The organism is Marinirhabdus gelatinilytica, assembly GCF_003353425.1.
Classification (GTDB): domain Bacteria; phylum Bacteroidota; class Bacteroidia; order Flavobacteriales; family Flavobacteriaceae; genus Marinirhabdus; species Marinirhabdus gelatinilytica.
In genome coordinates, this window is record NZ_QRAO01000005.1 from 125115 (window position 1) to 143889 (window position 18775).

The 18775-nt window shown below is 40.9% G+C and carries 18 protein-coding genes; 14 read left to right on the forward strand and 4 right to left on the reverse strand.

The features are described 5' to 3' along the window. The first annotated feature begins 114 nt into the window (after window positions 1–114). From C8D94_RS13200 to C8D94_RS13225, 6 genes are all read left to right on the forward strand, one after another. A complete protein-coding gene (locus tag C8D94_RS13200; protein ID WP_115124431.1) occupies window positions 115–549 on the forward strand; it encodes a hypothetical protein in 435 nt (144 codons plus the stop codon). After that, complete coding sequence (locus tag C8D94_RS13205) at window positions 546–1460, forward strand: TIGR01777 family oxidoreductase (RefSeq protein ID WP_115124432.1); 915 nt, start codon at window positions 546–548, stop codon at window positions 1458–1460. Before C8D94_RS13200 ends, C8D94_RS13205 begins: the two co-directional genes overlap by 4 nt. Window positions 1461–1463: 3 nt before the next feature. Further along, entirely contained in the window at window positions 1464–2348 is an 885-nt protein-coding gene (locus tag C8D94_RS13210; RefSeq protein ID WP_115124433.1) for an SAM-dependent methyltransferase, read from the forward strand. 36 nt (window positions 2349–2384) lie between these two features. Next, entirely contained in the window at window positions 2385–2837 is a 453-nt protein-coding gene (locus tag C8D94_RS13215) for an SRPBCC family protein (RefSeq protein ID WP_317047731.1), read from the forward strand. Between the two features lie 78 nt (window positions 2838–2915). After that, the gene (locus tag C8D94_RS13220) at window positions 2916–3470 is read left to right on the forward strand and encodes a sigma-70 family RNA polymerase sigma factor (protein WP_115124435.1); all 555 of its coding nucleotides are present in this window, start codon (window positions 2916–2918) and stop codon (window positions 3468–3470) included. Between the two features lie 3 nt (window positions 3471–3473). Next, window positions 3474–3716 (forward strand): glycine dehydrogenase, encoded by a 243-nt coding sequence (locus C8D94_RS13225; RefSeq protein ID WP_115124436.1) that lies wholly within the window; start codon window positions 3474–3476, stop codon window positions 3714–3716. On the opposite strand, the gene C8D94_RS13230 is transcribed toward C8D94_RS13225, so the two are convergent. Next, on the reverse strand, window positions 3693–4466 hold the full coding sequence (locus C8D94_RS13230; protein ID WP_245946333.1) for a UbiA prenyltransferase family protein: 774 nt from the start codon (window positions 4464–4466) through the stop codon (window positions 3693–3695). The two genes, C8D94_RS13225 and C8D94_RS13230, sit on opposite strands and share 24 nt — an antisense overlap. Before the next feature lie 236 nt (window positions 4467–4702). Between C8D94_RS13230 and gcvP the strand changes: the two genes are divergently transcribed. From gcvP to C8D94_RS13245, 3 genes are all read left to right on the forward strand, one after another. Next, window positions 4703–7552 carry an aminomethyl-transferring glycine dehydrogenase gene (gcvP, locus tag C8D94_RS13235; RefSeq protein ID WP_115124438.1) on the forward strand — a complete coding sequence of 950 codons (2850 nt, stop codon included), beginning with the start codon at window positions 4703–4705 and terminating at the stop codon, window positions 7550–7552. A 116-nt stretch (window positions 7553–7668) separates the two neighbouring features. Next, window positions 7669–8730, forward strand: coding sequence for a 3-oxoacyl-ACP synthase III family protein (locus C8D94_RS13240; RefSeq protein WP_115124439.1), 1062 nt, complete (start codon window positions 7669–7671; stop codon window positions 8728–8730). 43 nt (window positions 8731–8773) lie between these two features. After that, window positions 8774–9304: a methyltransferase domain-containing protein gene (locus C8D94_RS13245; RefSeq protein ID WP_115124440.1), complete on the forward strand. Its 531-nt coding sequence runs from the start codon at window positions 8774–8776 to the stop codon at window positions 9302–9304. Here the strand turns inward: C8D94_RS13245 and C8D94_RS13250 are convergent. Continuing rightward, complete coding sequence (locus C8D94_RS13250) at window positions 9301–10839, reverse strand: T9SS type A sorting domain-containing protein (protein WP_170134782.1); 1539 nt, start codon at window positions 10837–10839, stop codon at window positions 9301–9303. The two genes, C8D94_RS13245 and C8D94_RS13250, sit on opposite strands and share 4 nt — an antisense overlap. A gap of 52 nt (window positions 10840–10891) precedes the next feature. Here C8D94_RS13250 and C8D94_RS13255 point away from each other — a divergent pair, with 52 nt between their 5' ends. The 5 genes from C8D94_RS13255 (at window position 10892) to C8D94_RS13275 (ending at window position 16133) form a co-directional block, all read left to right on the forward strand. Beyond that, on the forward strand, window positions 10892–11740 hold the full coding sequence (locus C8D94_RS13255; RefSeq protein ID WP_115124442.1) for a glycosyltransferase: 849 nt from the start codon (window positions 10892–10894) through the stop codon (window positions 11738–11740). Between the two features lie 71 nt (window positions 11741–11811). Next, a complete protein-coding gene (locus C8D94_RS13260) occupies window positions 11812–12888 on the forward strand; it encodes an alkaline phosphatase (protein ID WP_115124443.1) in 1077 nt (358 codons plus the stop codon). A gap of 53 nt (window positions 12889–12941) precedes the next feature. Further along, window positions 12942–13682 (forward strand): MlaE family ABC transporter permease, encoded by a 741-nt coding sequence (locus C8D94_RS13265; protein ID WP_115124444.1) that lies wholly within the window; start codon window positions 12942–12944, stop codon window positions 13680–13682. Continuing rightward, window positions 13682–14446: an ABC transporter ATP-binding protein gene (locus C8D94_RS13270; RefSeq protein WP_115124445.1), complete on the forward strand. Its 765-nt coding sequence runs from the start codon at window positions 13682–13684 to the stop codon at window positions 14444–14446. Before C8D94_RS13265 ends, C8D94_RS13270 begins: the two co-directional genes overlap by 1 nt. 73 nt (window positions 14447–14519) lie before the next feature. Next, the gene (locus C8D94_RS13275; protein ID WP_115124446.1) at window positions 14520–16133 is read left to right on the forward strand and encodes an FG-GAP-like repeat-containing protein; all 1614 of its coding nucleotides are present in this window, start codon (window positions 14520–14522) and stop codon (window positions 16131–16133) included. 59 nt (window positions 16134–16192) lie between these two features. Here the strand turns inward: C8D94_RS13275 and C8D94_RS13280 are convergent, their stop codons facing one another. After that, entirely contained in the window at window positions 16193–17629 is a 1437-nt protein-coding gene (locus C8D94_RS13280; protein WP_115124447.1) for a DUF389 domain-containing protein, read from the reverse strand. Further along, on the reverse strand, window positions 17629–18681 hold the full coding sequence (locus C8D94_RS13285; protein WP_115124509.1) for a mannose-1-phosphate guanylyltransferase: 1053 nt from the start codon (window positions 18679–18681) through the stop codon (window positions 17629–17631). Before C8D94_RS13285 ends, C8D94_RS13280 begins: the two co-directional genes overlap by 1 nt. Between the last annotated feature and the right edge of the window lie 94 nt (window positions 18682–18775).

An 18775-nucleotide genomic window follows, 5' to 3' on the forward strand; every position in this document is an offset into this window, starting at 1 on the left:
TTTACACCCAAAGGCCATAAGAGTGCTGAAAAGACCATAATAAACAAATGGAGTTCACTCCCTTTTAATTTGAATTAATATTTCAATATTTTTTGAAACTTTAAAATAATCGAAATGAAACAAAATTTTCTACACATCCTTTTACTTCTTGCAGGAATTGGGCAAATCTTCACTGCAGTTGTATATCCATTGGTACGGTATAAAGTATTGCTTTGGTTCACAGACCTAAAAAAACTGACACCTCTAAATGAAGCCATTGCAAAAATTTATGGCTACTACATCCAAGGCATAAATTTTTGCATGGGATTGCTATCAGTTATGCTCCCCAGCGAATTGCTCCGTCCTACTTCTCTTTCAATTGCAGTTGTTGGGTTTATGGCAATGTATTGGATTGGCCGGATATCATTTCAGTTAAAGGACTACTCCTTTAAGGAGCTCTCAAAGAACAAACATTTCAAAAAAGGTGTTTGGGGAATGAATCTCCTCATAAGCTTCTTCGCACTCACCTATTCAATTTTATTTCTCAACCTTTTAATTCAATCTATATGAAAACTTTAGTGATTGCTGGCGGAAGTGGGTTTCTTGGAAATATCCTTATAAACCATTTCAAGAATAAGGTTCAAAACATATATATCCTATCTCGCTCTCCGAAGAAAAATTTTGAAAATGTAACGCACCTTATCTGGGATGCGGAAACGAGAGATATCTGGACACAAGTTCTTGAAGGTGCCGATGTTCTTATAAACCTCACAGGCAAATCGGTTGATTGCCGATATAACGAAAGGAATAAAAAACTGATATTAAATTCAAGAGTTAACAGCACCAATATTTTGGGCAAAGTAATTTCAGAATGCAAACATCCCCCAAAGATCTGGCTAAACTCTTCAACCGCTACCATTTATAGGCATTCTCTCAACAAAGAAATGGGCGAGATAGATGGAGAAATAGGGCGTGGATTTTCCGTAAACGTTGCAACAGCCTGGGAAAAGGCATTTTTTGAGCATAATCCCCCCAACACAAGACAAGTAGCGCTTCGCACCTCAATTGTTTTCGGAAAAGATGGCGGTGCCTTTTCACCCATTAAAAAGTTGACCCAAATTGGTTTTGGTGGAAAGCAGGGTAGCGGCGACCAAAAAGTAAGCTGGATCCATGCCGTAGATTTCGCAAGGAGTATAGCGTTTATAATTAAAAATGAAACTATTACGGGTGCAATAAATATTGTTTCCCCGAAGCCTACAAACAATGCCGAATTAATGCAAAAACTTCGAAAAAAGACAGGTGTACTTTTTGGAATTCCAATGAGCGAATCTTTACTGGAACTTGGCGCAAAAATTATCAACACCGAAACCGAACTTATTTTAAAAAGCCGAAATGTAATTCCGGAGAAATTACAGGAATCTGGCTTCAATTTTACTTTTGGAACGCTAGATATTGCTCTTGACAACCTTTTAAACCACTAAACCATGAAAGCTATCACGACAACCCAGATCCAAATGCCACAAACACAAAACGCTTCCCGTGCAGAAATCACCCACTTTTACGATGAGGCCACCAGTGATTACAGTTTTTGGAGCAAGGATTTGAACATGCACTTTGGGTATTTTGCTTGGGGACGCACCAACCCCGTTAAGCGGGATAGCATGCTAAACGAAATGAACCGCCAGATCTATTCCCGCTTAGAGTTGCCCAAAGAAAAAGCAACCATTGCAGACCTAGGCTGCGGGATGGGCGGCACTATGCGCTATTTCTTGAGACAGCACCCACAACTATCGGCCATTGGGGTGACCCTCTCTCCTTTTCAGGTACGGGAAGGAAACAAGCTATTAAAAGGGAAAAAAGCTATTATCCTGGAAGAGAATTATTGTGGAACATCCATACCCACTAACAGTATGGATGCTGCAGTGGGCATAGAAAGCCTTTGCCACGCTGGACATAGCAATGAGTCGCTCCGGGAGGCTTACCGGATTGTAAAACCTGGAGGCACATTTGTGCTTGCCGATGCCTTTTTGAAGAAAGATCCATCGCAATTGTGTTTGGGAAGTCGCTTTAGCTACAACCAATTGTGCAAAGGCTGGAGCTTGGACGGATTAGGGGTCATCTCGGTCGTGGAGCAAAACCTGAAAGAGATAGGATTCAGCAAGGTAACGGTAGAGGATATCTCGTTTCGGGTAGCACCCTCGGTATTTCACGTGCCGTTTGCCATTGTGGGGTTTCTGTTGCAGCAATTATTTCAGCATAAAAAAATAAAATCCCAGAGCTGGAACAATTTGAAAGCTTCTTTTTATGCCTTGGTTTCAGGTCTGCACATGAAAGATTTTGGATACTATGTAATCACGGCGAAAAAATAGTTTTACCCCTACCCTGATAGTTTTTAATTAAAATTTATGATGACTACAATAACACTAAAAACCAGAATAAATGCTCCTGTAGAAGAGGTTTTCGATTTATCAAGGAACATAAGCTTTCACCAAAAATCGGCTTCCCAAACTAACGAAACCGCTCTCTATGGTAAAACGTCAGGGCTTATCAATTATGGCGAAAGTGTTACCTGGCGCGGAAAACATCTTGGGATTTATTTAAAGCACACCTCAAAGATCACAACTTTTGAAAGACCCTTAAAATTTATCGATGTGATGACAAATGCACATTTCACCTATTTCGCCCACCAGCACTTGTTTGAAACTTCAGAAGGAGGAACTATTATGAAAGATATTTTAACGTACAAGGTTCCTTTCGGGCTCTTGGGTAGGGTTTTCAATAATTTGATATTAAAAAAGCACCTTACCAAGTTTTTAAAACAAAGAAACTTTAAGTTGAAAGAAGAGCTTGAAAAATAGAACATTAGAAACCTTATAGCTTTTTCCGAAAAGAATTACCCAAACTTTCCTATTTTTGGTAAAATTCTTGGAATTGCTATGCCAGAACATCAGTTAGACCCAACTACTTGGGTAGATGCGTATTCAGATTACCTTTACAACTACACCATTGTAAAGGTGAACGACCACGAGGTGGCACAGGACCTTATTTCTGAAACATTTCTGGCTGGGTTGAAATCGGCTCCCAATTTCAAAGGAGAAGCTAGTGAACGTACGTGGCTCATCTCCATTTTAAAGAGAAAGATAATTGACCACTACCGAAAGAAAAACAGCAAGAAAGGTAAGGCCGAAGTACATATAGAGTATCGGGACGAAGACAGTGAGGGCGAATGGCTGGAAGAACGTGTTAGCGACCCTTACGACCGTACCGCCGAGGATAGGATGGAAAATGAAGAATTGGGACTGGCTATTATGAAATGTTTGGAAACGTTGAACGACAGACACGCTTCTATATTTAAAATGAAGACGATAGATAATTTTGACACCGAGGCGATTTGTAATGAATTTGAGATCACCCCGTCTAACCTTTGGGTAATCATCCACAGAGCAAGAACCTCTATGGCAAAATGCCTTGAAAACAGTTGGCTACAATAAGTTATGAAGATATTTTTGAAATGTGAAGAAGCAAACCATACTTGTGACAAGAACCAGTACAAGGAGGCTTCATTTATGGAACTCGTCAAGTTGAACATTCACTTGATCTATTGCCGTGCGTGCCAAAAATATACTGCGCAGAATACAAAATTGACAAGACTGTTCAGAAAATCAAAAGTAAAAACCATGCCCTTGGATGCCAAGGCAGCCCTGAAAGAGCGCTTACGCCAGGAAATGTCCAAATAACAGCAAGAGCAACAATCCAGCAATCGGGATACCTTCTACCCAAAAAGACGAATAGTATCGCGATTGTTCTTTTTGTGCTGCCAATAGAGCAATCCCAGTAATACCTACCATGCAAAACAAACTGTAAAAGCTGCTCGGGACAATCGTATCCTTAAATCCTTCAAGAAGTAAAACACCCACCAACAACCCCATTCCCAAAAGCTTGGCCTTTTTCACTCCCAACAACTGTGGAATTGTTTTAAGTTGTGCCACATCGTACTGCAAATCCCGTATCTCAAACGGCAGTGTTAACACAAAAACCAGAAAAAACCGTTGCAGGAAAGCAAGCCAACAATCTGTAGTGAACGTCATCCCTGCTGCTACCATAGGAACAAAGACCGTTACCCCTGCCCAGACCAATGCCACGATCAAAATCTTTATTCCAGAGAACGTTCGTAGGTTTTTCCTTTTCAGGAATGGGACAGCATAAAAAACGGTAAAGAACCCAAATATTCCCGTAACAATAAGTGTATCCATTTGTAAGAAAAAACAACTCAACAACAGCGCTGCAAAGCATAAAAAAGAAAAAATCTGGATACTCCGCAAGCTATTGGCAAGACTCCTGTGGTGCAATCCCGCAATCTTAGCATATTTTACAAAGTTGTATCCCGTTACCGTTCCGCAGAAAATAAATACCCAAAAAGCAATCGGCACATTTAAATCAAATTCAATAGTGGTAATCAAAGCAAACGAAACTACTGCCAAAGTCACATGAATACTGGCATTGATATAAAACTTGAAGATAGTTCGCAAATACTTCACCCCGTAAAAATAGACAAACTGTTAGTAACCCATCCTTTTGGTTGAAAAGTTAGCTGTTACAAGCTCTTAAACACACGTTTTTTCGCTTTAAAATCAGTAATTTTGCATCATCTTTTCAGCTACTTATTTCTGAAAAGCGATGTTTGTTTAATTTTTAAAAATTTTCGGAGAACCGGAACACCTATATGAATACAGACTCTTTCGCCCTTAGGCATATTGGCCCCCGCCGTAGCGATCTTTCAGAAATGCTTAAAACGGTAGGTGCCGAAAGCATGGAACAACTCATAAACCAAACTATCCCAGACGACATACGGCTAGAAAAAGATATTGCTTTGGATACGGCCATGAGCGAGCAGGAGTACCTGGAACACATTACCGAACTATCTACAAAAAACCAAGTTTTCAAAACCTATATAGGCTTGGGATACCATCAGGCCATTACCCCTCCCGTGATCCAAAGGAATATTTTGGAAAACCCTGGGTGGTACACCGCCTACACACCCTATCAGGCCGAAATTTCACAAGGAAGACTGGAAGCATTGCTCAATTTTCAAACCATGGTCACAGACCTAACCGGCATGGAGCTCGCCAACGCTTCACTACTGGACGAGAGTACGGCAGCTGCAGAGGCTATGACGTTGCTATTCGCGGTACGGGAGAGAGCGCAGAAAAAGAACGGTACCAACAAATTTTTTGTTTCGGATGAAATCCTACCACAAACATTATCGTTGTTGCAAACACGTTCCATCCCCTTGGAAATTGAGCTGGTGGTGGGCAACCACGAGGAGTTCAATTTTTCTGAAGATTTCTTTGGAGCCATCCTTCAATATCCGGGAAGGAACGGCCGTGTGTACGATTTTAAGGATTTTGTCACCAAAGCCAACGAAAAAAACATAAAAGTAGCCGTAGCAGCAGATATCCTTAGCTTGGTAAAACTGGAAGCTCCAGGCCATTTTGGAGCCGATGTAGTGGTAGGAACCACACAACGTTTTGGAATTCCGCTGGGGTACGGAGGGCCGCATGCCGCCTATTTTGCAACTAAGGAGGCTTACAAACGAAATATTCCCGGGCGCATCATAGGAGTGACCAAAGACATGGATGGCAACCGTGCACTGCGCATGGCTTTGCAAACCCGCGAACAACATATAAAGCGAGACAAGGCAACCTCAAACATTTGTACCGCACAGGTGTTACTGGCAGTTATGGCAGGTATGTATGCAGTTTACCACGGTCCCGAAGGATTAAAATACATTGCTACCAAAGTACACAATACAGCAGCCACACTGGCAGATGCCTTGGAAAAGTTAGGTTATGTGCAAGAAAACGAAACCTACTTCGATACTATTTCAATTAAGGCAGACGTTTCAAAAATAGATTTCAGGGCCGAGTCCGAGGGCATAAACTTTTACTATCCGGATGACGAGACGGTATCTATCTCCATCAATGAGACCACTACCCTGTACGATATCAACAAAATAATTGGTGTTTTTGCCGAAGCAGCCAGTAAAGATCGTTTCTATATTTCAGAATTGAAAGAAGGAAATACAATCCCTAAAAGCGTAAACCGGAAGACAGAATTTCTTCAAAATGAAATTTTTAACAGCTATCACAGTGAGACGGAATTAATGCGCTATATTAAAAGGCTGGAACGTAAAGACTTGGCATTGAACCATTCTATGATCTCTCTTGGCTCTTGTACCATGAAACTGAATGCAGCTGCCGAAATGTTACCGCTAAGCGACCCTATGTGGGGAAATATGCACCCCTTTGTACCCGTGAGGCAGGCAGGTGGTTACCAATTTATGCTGAAGAAACTAGAAGAGCAACTAACTGAAATCACTGGATTTGCCGGAACCTCCCTACAACCCAACTCAGGCGCACAGGGAGAATATGCCGGGTTGATGGTGATACGGGCCTACCACGAATCCAGAGGCGATACCAACCGAAATATTTGTTTGATCCCCTCCTCTGCCCATGGAACCAACCCCGCCAGCGCAGTAATGGCAGGTATGAAAGTAGTTGTTACAAAAGCTACCGAAGAAGGAAATATAGATGTAGAAGACCTTCGTGCAAAAGCCGAAAAACATAAAGACAATCTTGCTGCCTTAATGGTTACCTATCCTTCTACGCATGGAGTTTACGAGAGTGCCATCAAGGAAATAACAAGTATTATCCACGAAAATGGCGGCCAAGTATATATGGACGGTGCCAACATGAACGCACAGGTAGCCCTAACAAATCCCGGGGCCATTGGTGCAGACGTATGCCACCTTAACCTACACAAGACATTTGCCATCCCTCACGGAGGAGGCGGTCCTGGTGTAGGCCCTATTTGTGTTGCAGAACAGTTGGTGCCATTTTTACCTTCCAACCCAGTAATTGAGACAGGGGGCGAAACAGCCATCACAGCAATTTCTGCGGCCCCGTGGGGAAGCGCCTTGGCCTGCCTTATTAGCTATGCATACATTTGTATGCTGGGTGAAAACGGATTGAAAAAATCTACACAGTATGCCATTTTGAACGCAAACTACATCAAGGAACGCTTGAGCGGGCATTACGCCGTACTGTATACTGGCGAAAAAGGAAGGGCCGCCCACGAGATGATTATTGATTGTCGCCCCTTTAAAGAAAAAGGGATAGAGGTAACCGACATAGCAAAACGCTTGATGGACTATGGTTTTCATGCGCCAACGGTATCATTTCCCGTGGCAGGAACCATGATGATTGAACCTACTGAGAGCGAAAGCAAACAAGAGTTGGATAGGTTTTGCGATGCTATGATATCAATTAAGATAGAAATTGATACCGTTGAGAAAGACAGTACAAGCAATGTTCTTAAAAATGCGCCACATACACAGGCTATGCTCACCAGTGATACCTGGGAACTACCTTATACAAGACAACAGGCTGCATTCCCTCTGGACTATGTTAACGACAACAAGTTCTGGCCAAGCGTACGGCGTGTAGACGATGCTTACGGAGACCGAAACTTAATTTGTACTTGTGCCCCCATAGAGGATTTTATGGATGCATAACATCTTTAAGTTTTAAGTTATGATAATTGACATAGCGGCATGCAGAAATTGATTTCTGTAAAAAATAATCTGCTAGCTGTGTCGTTTTAACTATTTTAGTGAAAAAATTTTAGTTTATGGGCACAAAAATCACAGGGGTTGGCAGTTACATCCCCACAGGTGTTGCACGCAACGAGTCATTTGAGCAGCACAGCTTTTACACAGAAGATGGAAGTCCATTTGATCATGACAACTCTATAATAATAGAAAAGTTCAAGGCCATTACCGGTATTGCTGAACGAAGGTATATTAAAGACAGTCTTAACACTTCGGACATTGCTTACTATGCTGCCGAAAAAGCTATTGAAGATGCTGGAATAGACCGAGAGACCATAGACTATATTATTGTAGCCAATAACTATGGCGATGTAAAGCACGGTTCGCAACAAAGCGACACCGTACCCAGTTTGGGATCACGGGTAAAGCATTTGCTGAAAATTAAAAATCCCAACTGCGTGGCCTACGATCTTATGTTTGGCTGTCCGGGCTGGGTTGAGGGGATGATAACCTCTCACGCCTATATAAAGAGTGGGATGGCAAAAACCTGCTTGGTAATTGGAGCCGAAACGCTTTCACGTGTGGTAGATCAGCACGACCGCGACTCTATGATATACAGTGACGGAGCAGGAGCTACCATACTTCAGGCAACCGATGATGATGACAGTGGCTTCATGGCCCATAAAAGCGCCACCTTCGCTTATGACGAAGCGCATTTTATTTATTTTGGTGAGAGCAACAATCAGGAATTGAACGATGCCCGAAGGTATATTAAAATGTACGGTCGTAAAATTTACAACTTTGCCCTGAGCAATGTCCCAGAAGCCATGAAAACGTGTTTGGACGAGAGCGGTGTGGATATTTCAGAATTGAAGAAAATCTTTATCCACCAAGCCAACGAAAAGATGGATGAAGCCATTATAAATCGCTTTTACAAAATGTATGGCAAAGAAGCCCCGGAAGGCGTGATGCCCATGACCATAAACAAACTGGGGAACTCCAGCGTTGCCACTGTTCCTACCCTTTACGATTTGGTACGTAACAACCAACTGGAAGGGCACAGCGTTTCGGAAGGAGATGTAGTACTATTCGCAAGTGTGGGTGCAGGGATGAATATTAATGCGATAGTCTATAAAGTTTAACACGTTAAACTTCAGTTTGGACTTAAATTTTCTACCAAAAAACATGTACGAGGGCAACTATCCAAAAAAGAGGTACGAGCATACCATTAAATTCCTAAAGGAACATGTTCCTGTGGATAAAACTATATTGGACCTAGGTGTAGCAAACCCCTTTACCGAGATAATGAAGGCTGAAGGCTACACAGTAAACAATACCACTGGAGAAGACCTTGATATAGACACAAGCCGGGTACAACAAAAAGATTATGATGTGCTTACGGCTTTCGAGATCTTTGAACACCTTGTAAGCCCTTTCAACGTGCTAAAGGATTGCCAAGCTAATAAACTGGTTGCCTCGGTACCTTTAAAATTATGGTTCGCTTCGGCATATAAGAGCAAGACCGACAAATGGGACCGCCACTACCACGAGTTTGAAGACTGGCAGTTTGACTGGTTGCTGGAAAAAGCCGGCTGGATTATAAAGAAACGTGAAAAATTTACCAATCCTGTAAAAAAGATAGGGTTCCGTCCCATATTGAGACGTTTTACGCCTAGATATTATTTGGTGTATGCAGAAAGGAATAAAAACACTTAACGAATAGTAATTTTATAGGTATCAGCATCACCTGAATTGCTACTAGCTTTCACCAAATACGTCCCTGCAGGAAGTAATGAAACATTGAAGTTGTTATTTGTTACAATGTTAAACCCAGCTACCTTTTTTCCATCCATAGAATAGATTTCTACTTTTTGAATATTCTCAACCATGAAAAAGCTAAAGGAATCATTGGTTGGATTAGGATATAAAAAATTAGAATTTTGCTTTTCAATATCTTCTACTGAAAGTTCTCTTTCTCCGATTTCTAAAATCCAAAAAGACCCTTTCTGAAAGCCAAATTCACTATCCCCGAAGGAACTAACAAGTATCGAGGTACTATTGTTTTGGATAGCTAATTGACTTATAGAATAACCAAAGAAATCTTCTTCATCCAATTCTCCGTTAAAATTGTTGATACCTTCGGTATATTTTTCAAAACTATCAACAGTCCCATCTGGATTTAAATTTAGAATGTAAAATAGGTTTTTTTTGCATCCAACTAGTAAGTTCACCTTCCCGTCTTGATCAATATCCCTAATGTTACTTGAAGATTTTCCAAAACGTAAGTCCTCGGCTAACTTATCATTCAAGTTCCCTTCTAATTCACTAATCTTTTGATGTGAAGACACAGTCCCATCGTCATTCATAAATAAAATGTATACAGCTCCTTTATTTAATCCGCCATCATTATCCCTATAAGCGCCTACAGCTAAATCTATAACCCCATCGCCATTTAAATCACCAAGGCTTGTAATTGAAGCACCGAAATAATCTTGAAATTCTAAATTCACGTTAAAATTACCAGATGTCATACTAATTTTTTCATGGTAGTTTACTGTAAAGTCTTGATTTAGGAAAAGAATATAAACAGCACCTCTTTCCTGACCTCCATCTCCGTCTCTTCTCGCTCCAACGGCAATATCAGTGAAACCATCACCATTTAAATCTCCAATATTGGCGATATCACTGCCAAAAACATCCCAAACTTGTAACCCTCCATTGAAGTTTCCGTGTATTTGATTGATTTTCTGATATTCAAAGACTGTCCCATCCGTATTCAAAGTCAATATATATATTCCTCCAAACCTATGCCCTGCTTCATTATCGTATTCGGCACTAATTGCTACTTCAATCTTTCCATCGTTATTTAAATCTCCAAGATAAGATATGGACCTTCCAAAATAATCCCAATCTAGCATGGGTGCATCAAAATCTCCAGAAATGTCGCTTATTTTTTGAACCGATTGAACGCTATAGTCTTCATCCATAAAAAAAACATATACGGCACCTCGGTTAGTTCCACCATCATCATCTTGATTTGCACCAACAATAAAATCATTAAATCCGTCCCCGTTTAAATCCCCAATTCCTTCAATAGAATGAGCAAACCAGTCTTCATTATCTAAATTCACGAATCCGTTTAAATTTTCTTCAGAAAACTTAGTATGTTCTAACACCGAATAACCTTGTGCGGAAACATTAAGAACAAAAAAATATATAAGAATTAAAAATGATGGGTAGAAATAGTTCAAAATAATCGGTTTAAAGATTGATATTTGTAAATATAACGAATATTGATAAATCTTGACAATTAACGTAATCATACCCGCCTACAATGAAGAAAACTGTATTTCTCATACACTTCAATCTCTTGTGGAACAAACACAACTCCCCAAAAATATTATAGTGGTAAATGACGGATCTACCGACAACACACAAAAAATTATAAATGACTTTTCGCAAAAGCACGGTTTTGTCAAATCGGTCACCATACCTTCAAAAACTAAACACGAACCCGGGAGTAAGGTTGTAAGAGCATTTTATAAAGGTTTTGAGACTTTGGATGAAAATTTTGATCTCATCTGCAAGTTTGATGCAGATCTTATCTTCCCTAAGAATTATCTAGAAAAAATTTCAGAATTATTTCAAAAGGACTCAAGAATAGGAATAGCAGGCGGATTCTGTACAATAAAGCACAATGAAGGCTGGGAAGTAGAGTCCCTTACAAATAAGGATCATGTGCGAGGAGCATTGAAAGCTTACCGCAAAGCATGTTTTGAAGCCATAGGAGGTCTCAAAAAATCTATTGGCTGGGACACCGTAGACGAACTCCTCGCAAAATACCACGGCTGGAAGGTAGTGACAGATCAAACCCTGCACGTAAAACACCTAAAACCTACCGGGGCAACCTATACCAAGGCAGCAAAATACAAACAGGGGGAGGCTTTTTATAAAATGCGCTATGGATGGGCACTTACACAAATAGCTGCCCTAAAGCTGGCCACCAAAAAAAAGAGTCCCATGTTTTATTACCACTGCATGCAAGGTTTTTTAAAAGCGAAGCGAAAAAACACGCCTTTTTTGGTAACTGAAGAAGAAGGTAAATTTATCCGCCAATTACGCTGGAAGAACATTAGAAAAAAGGTGTTTTAGTGCATCTTAACCTTTTTATAGCATTTGTAGTTTTGTTAATCCTTATTTTTGAAATTCTAAAATTCGACCGTATGCCTTCAAGCCTATTTAAAATTCTTTCATGTTTCATTATTTGTTTGTTTGTATCTCCCAGCAGTATCTCCCAAGCACAAAAAAAACCCAAGAACATTATACTATTGATCGGTGACGGGATGGGATTGAGCGAAATTTCTTCCAGTTTATATTTCAACGAAAAACCGTCCAATTTTCTTCGGTTCAATACCGTGGGACTGAGCATGACCTCCTCCTCTAAAGAATTGATAACCGATTCTGCCGCGGGAGCCACCGCCTTTGCCTCTGGCATAAAAACCTATAACGGAGCGGTTGGGGTAGATGAAAACATGCAAGCTGTCGAAACTATTGTTGAATATATCTCAAAGAAAGGAATTGCCACTGGGCTGGTTGCCACTTCCTCTATTGTACACGCTACACCCGCAGCTTTCTACGCACACCAAGAATCTAGAAGAATGTACGAAGAGATAGCTGCAGAACTGGTTACCAGCGATATCGATTTTTTTGCAGGAGGCGGGCTTCAGTTCTTTACCCATAGAGAAGATGGGCAAAACCTTCTTCCCCAATTGGAGAAGAATAATTTTGTTGTACATACCGATGTGCTTCCGAAGAAAATTTCAGAAAAAAAACAGGCCATTCTCTTGGCCCCGGACGGAATGCCCAAAATGTCCGAGAACCGCGGTAACTTTCTTACCAATGCTACTATGCTGGCCATTGGACAACTGTCCAAAAACAAAGAGGGCTTTTTTTTAATGGTCGAAGGCTCACAAATAGACTGGGGTGGGCACGCAAACGACGCAGACTACCTCATTAACGAATTGATAGATTTTGACAAAACCATAGGAGCCGTACTGGATTTTGCCGAAAGAAATGGAGAAACACTGGTAATCGTAACCGCAGACCACGAGACCGGCGGTTTCAGTTTAAGTGCTGAAGAAGGAAATTACAACAAGATATTGGGTTCCTTTTCCACCAACGGCCATACCGCTACTATGGTTCCCGTTTTTGCACAGGGACCCAGTGAGGAGCTTTTTGGAGGGATCTACCAAAACACCAATATATTTACGCTACTAAAACAACTTTCTGAAAAAAAGTAATGGTACTGGGGTCATCAAAATTTTCATTTAATTAGTACCTTAGCCAGAGTTATATGACGGGATATATAGAAGATATAGGTTCTTATTTTTTAATGCTGAAGCGCACCTTTGGGAGTTTCACCAAAAGATCTGTACTCAAGGAACTTATTTTAAAAGAAATTGACGACCTTATCATTGGCTCGTTAGGCATCGTGGTATTCATTTCATTCTTTGTGGGTGGGGTAATCTCAATACAAACCGCCCTGAACGTAAGCAATCCCATTATCCCAAAATCGTTGATAGGTTTTGCCACAAGGCAATCCATCATCCTGGAATTTGCGCCAACGTTCATGTCTATTATCATGGCGGGAAAAGTTGGGTCTTTTATCACCTCCAGCATAGGCTCCATGCGCGTCACCGAACAGATAGACGCACTTGAGGTTATGGGTATAAACTCCCTAAACTACTTGGTATTCCCTAAGATTATCGCCCTGCTCTGCTTTCCATTTGTAATAGCACTCGCTATGTTTATTGGTATTTGCGGAGGGTTGCTCGCTGGTGTATACGGCGGGTTTATTACCTATACCGATTTTACCGCTGGCCTTCAAGAAGATTTTGAACCCTTCCACTTGGTTTACGCATTTATAAAAACATTTGTATTTGCTTTTATCCTGGCAACCGTACCTTCTTGGCAGGGGTACTACATGAAAGGTGGTGCACTGGAAGTGGGTAAAGCAAGTACCAACTCGTTTGTTTGGACCAGTGTACTTATAATTCTGGCAAACTTCATCATCACTCAACTCCTTCTTAGCTAATGATAAAGGTAGATAACATAAAAAAACGTTTTGGCGAAGAAGAAATCTTAAAAGGTATCTCTACCGTCTTTCACAAAGGGAAAACCAATCTTATTATAGGGCAGAGTGGTAGCGGGAAAACCGTTATGCTAAAGTGCTTGCTGGGCCTTTTTAAACCTGAAGAGGGACTTATTTACTACGAGGAGAAGGCCATCCAACACATGAACGAAGAGCAACAAAGGGATCTAAGGGAAGAAATTGGGATGCTTTTCCAAGGAGGTGCACTGTTTGACTCTATGAATATTGAAGAAAATGTGATGTTCCCCTTACGTATGTTCACCAAACAGAAAAAAAGTGAAATGCTCGATCGTGTAAACGAAGTACTTTCACGGGTGAATCTTGAAGGAGTGAATAAAAAATACCCTGCCGAAATCTCAGGTGGAATGCAAAAAAGGGTCTCTATTGCCCGGGCCATAGTAAACAGGCCAAAGTATCTTTTTTGTGACGAACCCAACTCTGGTCTGGATCCCAAGACCGCAACAGTAATAGACAACCTTATCCAGGAAATTACCCACGAGTTCGACATTACCACTGTGGTGGTAACCCACGATATGAACTCCGTTATGGAAATTGGCGAAAATATCGTATTCCTGAAAAACGGGGTCTTGGTCTGGCAAGGAAACAATACAGACATCTTTAATACAGACAATGTAGATGTTACAGATTTTGTGTATTCTTCAGACTTGTTCAAGAAAATCAGGGAGATACAATTGAAGGAGCGGTAAATTACCTCGAAAAATCTGTCGTAATTAATTTTTTTTAAGTTATTTTTAACGGAATTTTCCAAAAAAGTAAACAATGAAAAAATTAGTATACTATGCAGTCTTACTCTGCGCACCTACTCTACTTGTAGCCCAAGTTTCTTTCACCAACCAATCTGGGATGATAGGAAATTATCCTGATTCTTCTGAAATCGCTACAGACATGAACAACGACGGTCTGGACGATTATGTAAGGGTTTCACAAAATGGTATTGGGATTGACTACCAACAGCCCAACGGGACCTTTAACTCTGTGATGCATTCCATGAACATTCAAAATGTTCCTAACTGGAGTGTTGCCGTTGGAGATTTGGATGGCAATGGCTATAACGACTTTGTTCTAGGTAATGGACAGCGCGTTTCCTTCGTCATGGCAAATGCAGACGGCACTGCTTACACCGAAAACACCCATCCGGAATTTATATTCTCCCAACGTTCCACAATGGCAGATATTGACAACGATGGTGATCTTGATGCCTTTGTGTGCCACGATATAGACTTAAGCCATCCCTACCGCAATGATGGCTCTGGAAACATGACCTTGGACCAGACACTCATACAAACCATAGACCTTCCTGGAAACTATGCAAATATTTGGGTAGATTACGATAATGATGGCGACCAAGACCTGTATATGACGAAATGTAGAGGAGGTTCTTCTCCTGGAGACCCAGAAAGGGACAATGCAATGTATACCAACAATGGTGACGGAACCTTTACTGAAAACGCCGCAGATATAGGGATGAAAGATAATGCACAATCCTGGACCACCGTTTTTGAAGATTTTGATAACGACGGAGATTTTGATGCTTTTATAGTAAACCACGATTTTGAGAACAGGTTTATGATAAATGATGGCACAGGAAACTTTACCGATATTATTAGTACTACCGGCATTAACCCAACAGATTTAGGTGCCTGGGAAAACCAAGCGGTAGACTTTAACAATGATGGCTTTGTGGATATTTTTTCTGAAATGTCCAAGGAACTTTATATCAACAATGGCGACTTAACATTTACCGGGCAAGATTTACCGTTTGACGAAGGTGCCATAGGAGATATGAACAACGATGGTTTTTTAGATGTAGTAAACGACGGAAACCTATATATAAATGACGGTAACAGTAACAATTGGGTTAAATTTTTACTCGTAGGTGAAGAAAGTAACCTTAACGGGATTGGAGCCAGAATTTCTATTTATGGAGATTGGGGCGTACAAATTCGTGAAGTTCGCTCTGGACATGGCTTTAGCCATATGAATTCCTTGACAGCACACTTTGGGCTAGGGACTGCAACAACTATAGACCAAGTGGTTATAGAGTGGCCATCCGGAACAGTAGATGTAATTGATGATGTACAGCCCAACGAGCAACTTACCTTTGTTGAAGGAGACAACGTATTGAGCGTGCCAGAAAACGCTATATCCACAATAAACGTGTTCCCTAACCCAACAGCAGATTTCCTTAACTTCTCCCAAGAAGGATTACAGCACAGTAAAATTCAAATAGTTGATGCTAACGGTAAACTTGTTTTGAACACTACAATTTCAGCAAATGGAAGCGTGGATGTAACTTCATTGAGCAGCGGTGTTTACATCGCCATGCTACAAGTGAACAAACAATTTGAAAGCTTCAAGTTTGTAAAAAGGTAAACTTGAACTTTAAATATCATATAAAAAAAAGGCACTCGTGGAGTGCCTTTTTTTGTGGTTTATTTGCTACGCTCCTCCACCGCCAAGGTGTCCAGATCCAAGCGTACTTTAAGGAGATCTCCCATCTTTTTCATTTGTTCGGTCCTTTCTCTCGTGCGAATATTTTTGTCCCAGCTTACCGAAAAGACAGCTAAGGTATCCGTCTTTTCAAAATTTGTGGTTACCCGTCTCGAATAGGAGAAGTCTTCCAATCCATCGAAAGTAACCTTCAACTCCTTACTGATGTTCTCAAAGGGAAAATCATCTTTCACCCTTAATTTGGCAATTTCATTTTCCAAAAATTCTATACGCTCATCCTTATCACGTATGGTTTGTTGGTTATTGGCATACAATTCACTCAAGATATCGTTCTTTAAATCTCCAGAGATTTGTGCAGCCAATTCGCCACTCCTGTCAGATCCTTGATAAATCCTTAGGTTACAACCTTCCAATTCTTCGGTTTCATTAAGTGCAGTAATCCATTCGTTTATTTTGGGTTGGGGCACGGGGTTGCCTATTAGGTACACTTCAATATTCCGAGTCTTATAATCCTGTGTAAATTTTACTACCTCGGCACCTTCGTAACGTATAATCTCTTTCACAAAATCTTTGGTCTTGTTCTCGAACACCTGCTCCTGCAATAGCTTGTAGAACAAGTACACACTGGGCACAATAACAATAATAGCTATCAAGGAAGCCATTCTTGCAATAAATTTTCTACGTTTTGAATTGGCATATCGAACCATGGGAAACCGTAAGATCTTGGCTACGATAAATGTAGAAAGCGCAATGAATACAGCGTTTATGGAGAACAAATATAAAGCACCCCCTGCGTAATCTAAATTGCCAATTGCAAGCCCATACCCTACTGTACACAGCGGGGGCATAAGTGCCGTAGCAATGGCCACACCAAAAATTACACTGGCAATTGTACCGCTCTTTGTTTTTGCTACAATAAGGGCCAAACCACCAAACACAGCTACCAATACATCTAATATCGTGGGATAGGTACGTGCCACGAGTTCTGGGGTTTCTTCGGTCAAAGGTGAAATGGAGAAATAGAAAAAAGCTGTGAGCACACTAAGTCCCACCATAACCCCAAGATTTACCAGCGATTTCCGAAGTGTTTCTACATCGTTGATCGCCACCGAAAGTCCAACCCCAACAATAGGGCCCATTAGTGGAGAAATTAACATCGCACCAATAACAACTGCAGTGCTACTTACATTTAACCCAATAGAAGCCACGAAAATTGAAAAAATGAGGATCCAGGCTGTGTGCCCTCTAAACGGAATGTCTTTGCGTACGGCCTCAATGGTAGCATCCCTATCGGTATCGTCATGTAAATTGAATAACCCCTTTAAAAAGGCTCTAATTCCGTCCCACGCCTTCTTCTTGTCCTTTTCCAGTTCTGCCTCACTGGGGGTGACGTAGTTTTTATCTTCAGGTGTGCTCATTAACTATATTTTTTTCCGTGCTTATTGGCAACTTCGGCCAATAAGATCTTTATTTCTTGTTCTTTTTCCTTCGGAAAGATAAGCATTACATCTTCTTTATCCACCACAATATAATCGGTAAGCCCATCGATTACGATCAATTTATCCTTTTCAGAAAAAATCATATTGCCACTGGCCTCCTTTAGGTGTGTCGTTGCCCTTACAATGGCATTGCTGTTTATGTCCTTTACAAGTTTATCGTGCAGTGCGCCCCACGTACCAAGGTCGTTCCAGTCGAAAGTAGCTTCCTTGACGTACACATTTTTTGCTTTTTCCATGATACCATAATCTATGGAGATATTTTCGGCAAGTCCGTAATTTTGTGCAACAAACTGTTCTTCTCCTTCGGTATTGTAAATAGGTTTTCCTTCTGAAAATAGCGCATTCATCACGGGCAAATGGGCTTCAAAAGCTGAAATAATACTTTTTACGCTCCACAGGAAAATACCTGCATTCCAAAGATAATTCCCCTGCGAAAGAAAATGCTTGGCCGTTTCGTAATCTGGCTTTTCCCGAAATTGATTCACCTTTTTTATTTCTGAAGTAGCATTGGCATCGCATTCAATATAGCCATAACCCGTGTTGGGGAACGTGGGCGGGATTCCCAATGTCATGAGCACATCTTCATTCTCACAGTTCTTGAAGCATATTTCTAGATCTTCTTTAAAAGAGTTCTCGTCTTCAATCCAATGGTCGCTTGGCGCGACCAGCATTACAGCATCTGGATCCTCCTTTTGTATCTTCAATGCCGAAAGCAAGATACACGGAGCCGTATTGCGCATCGCTGGCTCCAAGACCACTTGTTTTTCGGAAATTTTTGGTAATTGCTGAAGCGTAAGGTCTAAATATCGCTCATTGGTCAAAATAAGGATATTACTGGCGGGCACTATCTTTTCCAGCCGTGAAAAGGTTTTTTGTAACAAGCTCTCCCCTGTTCCCAACATATCGTGGAACTGTTTGGGGAATTTCTGCGTGCTCACTGGCCAAAATCTGGAGCCTATGCCCCCGGCCATGATTACAGCATAGTAATTAGTGTTTTTTGTGCTTTCCAAGATTGTTTATTTAGGTTGAAACATCTCCCCATATCTCTTTATAAAACAGGGTATA